This is a genomic window from Phaeobacter sp. CAU 1743 (assembly GCF_039839315.1).
Lineage (GTDB): Bacteria > Pseudomonadota > Alphaproteobacteria > Rhodobacterales > Rhodobacteraceae > Phycobacter > Phycobacter gallaeciensis_A.
In genome coordinates, this window is record NZ_JBDOQR010000103.1 from 1 (window position 1) to 10,256 (window position 10,256).

9 protein-coding genes and 1 pseudogene are annotated in these 10,256 nt (G+C 61.0%); 6 read left to right on the plus strand and 4 right to left on the minus strand.

Translation table 11 applies throughout. The annotated features are described in order from the left end of the window. Window positions 1–302: 302 nt before the first annotated feature. On the minus strand, window positions 303–1,382 hold the full coding sequence (locus AAFO90_RS22880) for an AraC family transcriptional regulator ligand-binding domain-containing protein (protein WP_347510905.1): 1,080 nt from the start codon (window positions 1,380–1,382) through the stop codon (window positions 303–305). A 417-nt stretch (window positions 1,383–1,799) separates the two neighbouring features. On the opposite strand from AAFO90_RS22880, the gene AAFO90_RS22885 reads away from it, so the two are divergent. Then, window positions 1,800–2,690 carry a 2-dehydro-3-deoxygalactonokinase gene (locus AAFO90_RS22885; protein WP_347510906.1) on the plus strand — a complete coding sequence of 297 codons (891 nt, stop codon included), beginning with the start codon at window positions 1,800–1,802 and terminating at the stop codon, window positions 2,688–2,690. 64 nt (window positions 2,691–2,754) lie between these two features. Here AAFO90_RS22885 and AAFO90_RS22890 read toward each other — a convergent pair whose 3' ends face one another. Beyond that, window positions 2,755–3,549, minus strand: coding sequence for a TIGR03084 family metal-binding protein (locus AAFO90_RS22890; protein WP_065273305.1), 795 nt, complete (start codon window positions 3,547–3,549; stop codon window positions 2,755–2,757). 101 nt (window positions 3,550–3,650) lie between these two features. Between AAFO90_RS22890 and AAFO90_RS22895 the strand changes: the two genes are divergently transcribed. Both AAFO90_RS22895 and AAFO90_RS22900 read left to right on the plus strand, forming a co-directional pair. Further along, a complete protein-coding gene (locus AAFO90_RS22895) occupies window positions 3,651–4,322 on the plus strand; it encodes a TetR/AcrR family transcriptional regulator (protein WP_347510907.1) in 672 nt (223 codons plus the stop codon). A 5-nt stretch (window positions 4,323–4,327) separates the two neighbouring features. Beyond that, window positions 4,328–5,470, plus strand: coding sequence for an acyl-CoA dehydrogenase family protein (locus AAFO90_RS22900; RefSeq protein ID WP_274867624.1), 1,143 nt, complete (start codon window positions 4,328–4,330; stop codon window positions 5,468–5,470). A gap of 15 nt (window positions 5,471–5,485) precedes the next feature. On the opposite strand, the gene AAFO90_RS22905 is transcribed toward AAFO90_RS22900, so the two are convergent. Beyond that, on the minus strand, window positions 5,486–6,493 hold the full coding sequence (locus AAFO90_RS22905; protein ID WP_347510908.1) for a hypothetical protein: 1,008 nt from the start codon (window positions 6,491–6,493) through the stop codon (window positions 5,486–5,488). 328 nt (window positions 6,494–6,821) lie between these two features. Here AAFO90_RS22905 and AAFO90_RS22910 point away from each other — a divergent pair, with 328 nt between their 5' ends. From AAFO90_RS22910 to AAFO90_RS22920, 3 genes are all read left to right on the plus strand, one after another. Beyond that, entirely contained in the window at window positions 6,822–8,129 is a 1,308-nt protein-coding gene (locus tag AAFO90_RS22910) for a hypothetical protein (protein WP_347510910.1), read from the plus strand. 207 nt (window positions 8,130–8,336) lie between these two features. Beyond that, entirely contained in the window at window positions 8,337–9,122 is a 786-nt protein-coding gene (locus AAFO90_RS22915; protein ID WP_347510911.1) for an EAL domain-containing protein, read from the plus strand. Between the two features lie 150 nt (window positions 9,123–9,272). Further along, the gene (locus AAFO90_RS22920; RefSeq protein ID WP_347510912.1) at window positions 9,273–10,190 is read left to right on the plus strand and encodes a hypothetical protein; all 918 of its coding nucleotides are present in this window, start codon (window positions 9,273–9,275) and stop codon (window positions 10,188–10,190) included. On the opposite strand, the pseudogene AAFO90_RS22925 reads toward AAFO90_RS22920, so the two are convergent. Further along, window positions 10,165–10,256 (minus strand): annotated as a pseudogene (locus AAFO90_RS22925) (IS5/IS1182 family transposase); the annotation flags it as partial. The gene AAFO90_RS22920 and the pseudogene AAFO90_RS22925 sit on opposite strands and share 26 nt — an antisense overlap.

The window sequence follows — 10,256 nt, forward strand, 5'->3', positions numbered from 1 at the left end:
GTTTCTTCTTCATCGACTGGCGTAGCGCAGGAAAGGCGGGCTGTTTGGGCATCGGCGGGCATCCTTCAAGGTCCCGCTCAGTCTACCGCAACACGCTAAGAGCACGAGGTTTTTCAGACTTTCCCTAAATTCCAGCGCATTTGGGAAACAATAATCCAAAATATGCTCGCACTGTTGGGGAACTGGGGAATATAGGCCCGGAATCGGTGGCGCAGAGCACCTCAGCCCCCACATTGGATCCGGGCAAAGCGTGCACGCTATCAGCCTGCAACAGAATGAGATTCGACAGGATCGCGGCCGTTTCAGGAGCCGCTGCGGAATTTTCCGGGGCTTTTTCCTGTCCAACGCTTGAAGGCATCGTTGAACGAGCTGAGCCCGCGATAGCCCAGCAAATGCGCGATCTCTGCCAGAACCAGATCGCTGTGCAACAGATATTGTGTGGCCATTTCCTCGCGCAGGTTTTCCAGAATTTCGAAATAACTGGTACCCTGAGCGCCCAGCTTGCGCGACAAGGTACGGGGACTCATGCCAAGGTCCTGTGCCACGGTCTCCAGCGCCGCCGTTCCCGAGGCAAGTCGACGCGAAATGCTCTGCTCAACCTGCGATGCGATATCTCTCTCCCCGGCCGTCATGGTCTTCATCTGCGACGCGGCGCATTGCAGCAGGATACGCAACAGGATCGGGTCACCTGTCGCAAGCTCCCGCGTCAGATCATCGGTTTCGAACCGTAACAGGTTTTCCGGCGCACCAAACTGGACACGGCAGCCAAAGAACTCTTCCATCTCGGCGGCGCCGGACAAACGGTGATGGCAGAACGCCACCTGCCGCAGCCGGATACGGGTCTGGCTGGACCGGCGCAGGTTCGACAGGATCAGTGCCACGAGGAATTCCACGTATTGTCCGCTTAGCTCGATCCCCGCCGTGTCTGGAGCAGATGTCCGCACTCGGCTCTCTCCTCCGCGGATCTCGGGGCGAGTGCCTGCATCCACCGCATAGGTCCAGGTCAGCGCACCGGTTTCAGCAAGCTGGGAGCGATCGAAATGCAGGGCCTCTCCGAATAGGCGGGCGTAGTCCGACAGGTTCGACAGAAACCCCAGCACCTGCGGCGCACACAACGCCAGATACCCCAGAAGCCCGGCCTTGCGCAGATCGGTCTGCTGCCCGAACCGTAGTCCGAAGAGATCAATCTCGCTGATTTTCGCCGCATGCTGAAAGAACGATGCAATCGAACGGCTGTCGGTATAGGGCTCTTCTTGGCCAACAAGACTCTGGCCAAAAGGCACCGCACGAAAGATCTCTGCCGAAGAATGCCCAAGCTCGGCCAGCCTATGCGCGGCACATTGGACGAAAATTGCATTTTCAAGGTTCAGATGCCGGGTCATAACACAAGCCCCACTCAAAACACACTCAACACCACAGTCAGAGGGCATTGTCTTGGCCCCTGACATGGCCTCTGTGGTGCATCCGGGCAGAGCGTCCCGGCGTTTCATCCGTGCGTTGTACGCGGGTGCGCCGCTTGGCCAGGCAGCCCCACGAAACGCTGCAGGCTGCTTGTACAATATAGCCTGATTTGAATATTTCCCAACTCTGTCCAGCGGAAACCGGCCACCGCTTGGCGTCTCTTCCGGTCATCCCCCCTCACCTTTTGGATAGTACCCCAAGACCTGCGGATAGGTCTGGCCGCTTTTCGGGGCGATCAAACGCCGCGCCAGCAACATTGACGGTCGCCTGCTTGCCTGTTGGCGGGAATCGCGTCTTTATGCGCGCCATTCCAAAACAGACGGAAGGCGCGGATGACCATGGCTGCAGATAGATCGTCTCTTTTTCAGTCCGACAACTGGATCGCTGCCGAGGCGCAGGGCACGGAGTGGACTTTCTGGGCCATGTCCGGGGACACGCCCGGCGCTCGCCGCAAGGCACATCTGCCGCAGGGCAGCAACGATCCGGCCTTGTCCGAGATCCATGCCGCGCTGTGCGGCGAGCTGACTGCATCGCAACTGCCAATTGTCGCCTGTGGCACCGGCCTGGCCGCACCGCAGGCCGTCCCGACGCGCCCGGACCAGCTGCCACTGGCCCCACAAGGCAGCGCCCTGCCCCCGGAAACCGTGCTCATCACACTGCCCGGGCTGGCGCAAAAGGCGCCGCCTGCCATCATGCAGGGCGCCGAAACCTGCATCGCCGGGTTTCTGGCGCTCAATCCGTCCTGGGACGGGGTTCTTTGCCTGCCCGGCAAGACCACTCACTGGGCTCTGATCAGCGCAGATGAAGTCGTCAGTTTTCAAAGCTTCCTGACCGTAGAACTGGCCGAATCCGCCTGCGCCATGGCCGGATTGCAGGTGCAGGACTGGGCAGCTGGTGAGCTGACCGGAACCGTGGCCGACACCATGTCAAAGCCGGAACTGATGGCCGCGCGATTGGCCGAAGCCAAGGCAGCCATGCATGGCGGCAGCTGCACCCCGGAAGAGGCCACCGGGCGGATCTGGGGCGCCGTGCTGGGCGCCGAACTGGCCGCCGCCCGCCCTTACTGGCTAGGGCAAAAACTGGCGCTGATCGGTGACACGGAAACCGCCCGCCCCTATGCTGCTGCATTGGAAATGCAGGGGCTGCCGGTCACCATTGCAGACGCGGAACGCATGACTCTGGCCGGGCTGACCCGGGCCTGGCGCAGTTTCCGCAAGGCAGACGACTGATCTTCATCGACGCGCCAGCCCCCTGCCCGTTCACAAGACAGAGGGCCGAGGGCGCGGCAAGCGATCAGACCTTGTGACGGGCCCCTTTCGAGGGGGGCATTTCGGGCGGGCCAGCAAAACACTGGGCGATCTCCATCCAGCGCGTCGCGGTCGCCCCTGTCACCTCCAGCGCGGTGTCTTCGATATTGCGGACCTGCGTCACCACCTGCGCGAACTCCACCGCAGATCCGACAACCCGGTTGTCCTCTTGCGGCGTGTTCCATTCCCAGACCGCCGAAGACGGTCCGGTCAGCTGCACGAATGGCGCGGGGTCGGGCACCTCTTCTCCCCGGTTCAGGAAGGTCCAGCCATAAGTCGCAACGCCAAGATGAGCAATATTGCGGATCCGGTCCTGCTCCACCCGCTCCAGCCCCAGTAGATCAAAGACCTCCTGACCGTGCGCCCAGGTTTCCATCTGCCGTGCGGTGATCGAGGACAGCGCGCTCATGTCCGGGCCGACCCATTTCACCCGCGCCTTGGGGTCGGCCACAGCAAAGGCATCGGCGCAGGTTTCCGCGCCAGCCTTCCAAGCCTCAAATAGCGCCCGTCCCGACAACCCGTCGAGCCAGGGGAACTGGCATTGCAGGATCGTCTTGCCCGATTGCATGTCCTGCACGATCGGGCCGATGAATGCGGCAAAGGCCTCCTCCCCCTTGAGCGAGGTTTCTGCCGCCACGTTGAACAGGTGCAGGTGGCCCAGCACGTGATCGATGGTCCAGTCTTTGAACTGCGTCGGCCTGTGAAACGCCTCTTCCGGCAGATCCTCCAGTATCGCCGCCAGCGCCCGGCTTTCGGCACGAAAATCCTCTGCCTGCTGCATGGATGCCCTCCTCCCAATTGAAATTCCGCTACGTCCGGCGAGCCCTTCCACGATTGAACCGACCGAACGTTCTGTTTTACGATTCCTCAAAGGATAGGCGCATGACACAGAAAACCGAAGACCAACCCGACGTCACCGCGCCCGGCGCTGCGGGCACAACGCGGGCCGAAACGCGGGCAGACAAGACCCGGCAGCGGATTTTCGATGCGGTCACGGACTGTCTGGACCAGTCGGGATACGCGGAAACCTCGATCAACCGGGTACAGACCGCCGCTGGTGTGTCGCGCGGGGCGCTGACCCATCACTTTCCTTCGAAAGAGGCGATGATGGTGCGCACGCTGGAACATCTTCTGGCGCCGGTGCGCGGCCCGGAACAGGCGAGCGAAAGCGGCCATATGCTGCGCAAGGGCGGCGCGGCACAGGATTTGCCCGCCGAGCTGCACCGTCTGTGGGCCCGGGTGATCAACACCCGCGAAGGGCGCGCGGTGATGGAAATCCTCGTCGCCTCGCGCACGGATGAAACCCTGCGCACGCGCATCACCCCCTCGCTCTGGGATTATAACGACGCCTTCAACCGCAATATCGCGAACCTTTACACCGCCTCCTCGGGCGAGGATCTGGCGCTGCTCTGGTCGATCTGCCGTAGTTTCATGCGCGGGCTGCACAGTCAGGCACCCTATGAACGCGACCCCGAGATCATCACCAAGATGGTCGATCTGTTCGCCCGTATTATGTCGCCGCATCTGGCGACCCGCCCCGGTCCCAAGGAGTAAACCGCATGCAAAGCCCCTTTGACACCGAAGAGCGCCGTGCCTTCCGCGAGAGCCTGCGGAGCTTTGTGGCGCAGGAAATCACTCCCTTCTGCGATGACTGGGACGAAGCCGGGGAAATCCCCTGGGAGCTGCACCAGAAAACCGGGGCGCTGGGCGTCTGGGGCTTTGGCATCGACGAGAAATACGGCGGGCTTGGCTTTGACGACTGCTTCATGCGTGCCGCCTACAGCGAGGAAATCGCCCGCTGCGGCGCGGGCGGTGTCGCGGCGGCCATGGGTGGGCGTCAGATCTCGCTTGATCCCATTGCCCGGCTGGCCAGCGAAGAAATCAAGATGCAGGTGCTGCCGGAGGTGATCGCGGGGCGCAAAGGGTCTTCGCTTGCGGTGACGGAGCCGGGCGGCGGATCGGACGTCGCCAATATCACCACCACGGCGCGGCGGGATGGCAATCACTGGGTGCTGAGCGGCAGCAAGACCTTCATCACCGGCGGCATGACGTCGGAGTATTTCGTCATTCCTGCCCGCACTGGTGGGCCGGGGCTGGAGGGGATTTCGCTGTTCTTTGTCGAAGCAGACACCCCGGGGTTCACCCGCAGCGCGCTGAGCCGGAAAATGGGCTGGTGGTGCTCGGATCAGGCAACGCTGTTCCTCGATGACGTCCGCCTGCCCGCCGACCGGATGATGGGGCCGGAAAATCATGGCTTTCTGGCGGTGATGGAGAATTTCAACCTCGAACGGGTCGGGCTGATCGCCGGCATGCTGGGCATGATGAAAACCTGCCTTGAGGACAGTATCGCCTGGGCACAGGAGCGGCAGACCTTTGGCAAGCCGCTGATCCGCCATCAGGTGATCCGCCACAAGATCGCCGATATCTCGGCCCGGATCGACGCGGTAGAGGCCACGCTCAACACGATCTGCTGGCAGGTGAACGAAGGGCGGATGCCGGTGGCCGAAATCTGCAAGGCGAAGGTGTTCACCTCCAAAGCCTGCGAGTTCTGCGCCTCCGAAGCGATGCAGATACTCGGTGGTGCGGGCTATCTGCGCGGCAACCGGATCGAACGTATCTACCGAGAGGTCAAGGTGATGGCCATCGGCGGCGGCTCCGAAGAGATCATGCGCGATCTGGCAGTGCGGCAGATGGGGCTGTAACCGCGCAGCGGCGCGTCAAACCGCCGAGGAAAAGCTGCGCTCAGCTGCCTCGAAATTACGGGTCAGCGGCGCCGTCAACGGCGATTGCGCCGAATAATAGGCCCCGACCCGGCACAGTTGCACCGCGAAATCAGGGTGCACGCCCGCATCATCGTATTTGCGCACCCGCTCCTTGCGTAGCCAGCCGCGGCGTTTAACCTCCTGCTCGATCAGCTTCAGGCGCTGTACGCAATGCAGCGTCGTGTAGACTGACAAGTAATCCATGTAATCGGCAATGTCGTGGCCACAGCCGGTATCGAAATTCTCGATCACGATATCGGCCATCACATCGGGGGCGATTGGCCAGGTTTCATCGGCAATCAGCCAGGCCAGATCCTCGGCCCCGTGGCGTAGACCGGCGTATTCGAAATCGAACCAGCGCAGGTATCCGTCGTCTCCGATGGCGGCATTGCCCGACCGGCAATCCCATTTCAGGAACTGCACACCGGGGTGATCCATCCGCTCTGCCACAGCCGCCATATCGAACTGGCGGGAGATGCCCACCGAATAGGGCTCCATCGCGGTCACCGAACCGACAAAAGAGGTGACCCAATCCGTGTTCGATCCCAGATGCGGCAGCATTTCCGCCAGGTTGGTTTGCCGCCCGGCGGCCTGGATCCGGAAGATCGCCGCCACCGCCTCGGCGGCCAGTTCGACCTGATCCTCCGGGTCCTGTTCCATGATCTCTGCATTCAGACGCATCTCGCCGGTGTCGGATTGGAACATCACATCATCGCTGACCCCCAGAACCTGCGGAATATCGTCACAATGGGGCGCTAGTTCCTCAAGTACATGCGCCTCTAAGTGGGTGCGGCGGAAATCGGGCCGCAGCGTGGCAATCACGTTGTTATCTGGATAATGCAGCCGCAAGGATGAGCGTGAATTGCCTCCCGGTGCAGAAATCCGTTCGGGGGCCGCGCCCAGAACCATCTCAGCCTTGGCCGAGATATAGGCCTTGCGATCCTCAAAACTGCCGTCCGCCACGTCTGTCCCTCTTCACCTCAGCCTCTTTGCTCCTGTCCTGACAGCAGAAAACGGCGGTTTTCGGGACAAACAAGGGCAAAGGCCCGGAAAACGGACCGATTCGGGCGCCACTCGCTATGATTGAACGTTTCAATCACTTCATTCGCAGAACAATAAGAGCCCTCAGGATGGCTTTGTTTCCTGAAATATCTGATGCACGCGCGAATTTGACTAAAATGAGACGAAAATTTGTTCCACCCCAGCGTGTTTCATATGTTCACCATTGAGCGGCACGCCTCCCATTTTGCGCCTGCCGAAACGCATCATTTCAGATCGTAGGGGTGACAGTATGACTTGGGGACATTTTTCGCACAAAGGCTGGTCCGGTTGGGGAAAAAGCAGCGGCAAGGACGCCTGCGGCAGCAACAGCTACCACAATGGCGGCGTGCGCGGCGAACACTTCGCGCGCTGGTATGACGGACATCTGTCCGAACGGTTTGGCCACGGCGGCAAAGGCCATAAAAACTGGTGGGACCGCGACGAAAAGGACGATCACGGCACGGGCGGCAGCAAGGGGACCGGTGGCAGCAAGGGCTCCGGCGGAACCAAAGGCTTTGGCGGCACCCGGGGATCGGGTGGCAAGGACGGCTGCGGCACGGGAGAAGGCACAGGTCGCGGATCAGGCGGCGGCACCGGTGGCGGCTCGAAAGGCCATCACGGCGGCAAGGACTGGTGGAACCACGGTGGCAAGAACTGGTGGGACCATGGTCGCAACGAAGAGGATGATTGCGCGTCCGATGGCTCTGGCGGAACCCGCGGCTCTGGCGGAACGCATGGTTCTGGTGGCACCCACGGTTCTGGCGGGACTCACGGTTCCGGCGGAACCGGCGGATGGGGCAGCGGTGGCCATTGCGGCTCCGGAGGCACGGGCGGAACCGGCGGCACCGGCGGTACAGACGGCGGCGGCGGCGATAACACCGACGATGGCAAGACCACCATCACTTTCACCCTGGGCGAAGAAGGCGGCAGCCAGGTGGACGTGTCCGTTACGCAGACGCCCGGCGGTGAGCTGTTCGTGAAACTGGATCCAACCACCTTTGACGGCCAGGAGGCTGATCTCGACGGCATGTTCTTCAACCTGAGCGACGACGGCCGCACCGATGCACTGCACTTCTACCCGGATGAAAACGCGTTGCCGGTGACCGGCCACAGTGCATCCGCCAATTCTGAGAACACGCTGGATAACGGCGCCACTGTCTCCGAAAACTATGACGCCCACGTGCAATTCGGACAGGTGCCGGACAGCACCGAAGGTACCGTCAACAACCTCAACTTCACCCTGTGGTCCGAAGATGGCGCGCTGACGCTGCAGGATCTGGACCTCACCAATGTGTCGATTGTGGTCAACAGCGACGGTCGGGATCCGCAGGAGCTGCACGGTGGTCTGACTGATGAAGCGCAGGCGCAGGTCGAAACCGACCCGGCAGCGGTGAATGGCATGACGCTGAACAGCTGGTCCGAAACGCTTCCGGTCGCCTTTGGCCAACCCGCAACCGAACCGGATGTCATGTCTCTCATGACCCTACCGCCGGAGGATGACATGATGCCGGAAGACCCGGCTGACACGGAAGACGACATGATGGCCGAGGCTGTCTGAGGCCACGCTGCCTCACAATGAACCGAGAAGACATTGACCGGAGGCCCCCAAACGGGGGCCTCCGGCGATTTTTAGGAGCAGCATTGCCGAGCCCCTTCGACGATCAACCGTTCACCGAAAAAGGAGGGTGCATCCCGCTGATGCATAAACCTTTCTTTAGGAAGAAAGGTTACACACCCCGCAGACGGATCCTCAGGAGGTGCAGCGGTGAAACAGGAAAAATGTCAGGCCTGCCGGAATGGCGCAAAGTTCGACCTGCCCATCACCATGGCGTTCCAGCCCATGGTCGCCCTTGGCGCGGAAAAGATCTTTGCCTACGAGGCGCTGCTGCGAGGCAAGGACGGCGCTGGTCCGCGCGAAGTGTTCTCGCACGTCACTTCTGATACGCTTTACGCCTTTGACCAGAAGTGCCGCACCACCTCGATCGAACTGGCAGCAAAGCTGAACCTTGCGGAAACTGGCGCGCTCCTGTCGATGAACTTCCTGCCCAATGCGGTTTACGATCCAAAGGCCTGCATCCGGCTGACGCTTGAGACGGCGAAACGCACTGGATTTCCGGTGGAGCAGATCATGTTTGAGTTCACCGAAACCGAACGGGTGAACACGGACAAGCTGATCGAAATCCTGACCACCTATCGCCGCCTTGGCTTCAAGACCTCCATCGATGATTTCGGCGCCGGCTATTCCGGCCTGAAACTGCTGACGATGTTCCAGCCGGATGTGGTGAAACTGGACGCCGGGCTGATCCGCAATATCGATGTCTCATCGGCTAAACAGACGATTGTTCGCAACACCATCAGGATGCTTGAGGAAATGGGTATCCTGATCGTCTGCGAAGGGATTGAAACCCAAGGCGAATACGATGCGCTATATGATCTGGGTGTGGACCTGATGCAGGGCTATTTCTTCGCCAAACCAGGGTTTGAGTCTCTCCCGGCCCCGCTGTGGCCGACCCACAGCGGCGTATCCATGGAGCAAAGCGTGCTACGCTGAGGCACACGCCACAAGTTACCGTGACGTCATCCACTTTTTGAGCGAATTCTCCCACCTCCGCCCGCTCCTATTTGATCCTGGTCACGTTCCACGCGTACGCCCGGCCTTAGAATTGCGCTGTATTTACGGGCACGGTGAAGGAGGTTTCCCATGTATCAACTGACCGAAGACGGCGACTGGACCAACGATTTTGACTACACTCAGACGAACGTCGCAGACATCCAACCCGGTCACAGCGTCAGCGGTACCGTAGGCGGCGCCGATGCGGGCGATCTGATCCGGGTCTCACTGGCCTATGATCAGCCCTACACGTTTACTCTGGAGGGCGACGGGGTTTCCTTTGAGATGCTGGATGACGGCACCGATGCCGGGGCAACAATCGACGGCAACACGATGACCTACACGGCCGAGCACCCCTCGGACTATTATAACATCCGCGTCACTGGCAGCGGCAGCTACACCGTCACCATGCAGGGCCTTCCTGCGGATTATCTGGAGGACGAGGACGCAGGCGACATGAGCGGCGCGCCAACCCTTGAGATCGGATCCAGCATAACGGGCGTCATCAATGGCAGCGCCCGCACCGGAGAGACCGACTACTATGCCTTCCACGCGATTGGCGGAATGGATTACGGATTCTCCATGGCGCAGGCCGACTCGCCTTTTGGGGCCACGTCCGGCGGCTGGCTGGAAATCCTCGACGCGGATGGAGAGCCGGTCGACGGTGTGTCCGGCGGCGCCAGCGCCTGGGACGGATCAGTGAAGACCTTCTCGCCAGAGCTTTCCGGCACCTACTACCTCGCTGCCTGGACCTATTTCGGCTACTCCGGCGCCTATACGATCAGCAGCTATACGGACGCCGCACCAACCAACTTGGCCAGCCTCGGCACGATTTCCGCATCCGAAACCGGCGGCTCCGCAACGGTTACCCTGCGCGTTGATATCGCCGAGGCCCCGGAAAGCGATATCACGGGCACCGTATCGGTCACCGCAGTGGACGCGGATTACTCTAAGAGTCTGATTCAAAACTTTTCGAGTGAATTCATTGTCTTGCGAGCATCCGCGTGACGCGGCGGATGTGTGCGATTGTGACCCAAGCTGCCGCGCTGGCGATGGATTTTTCCCAATCCTTCG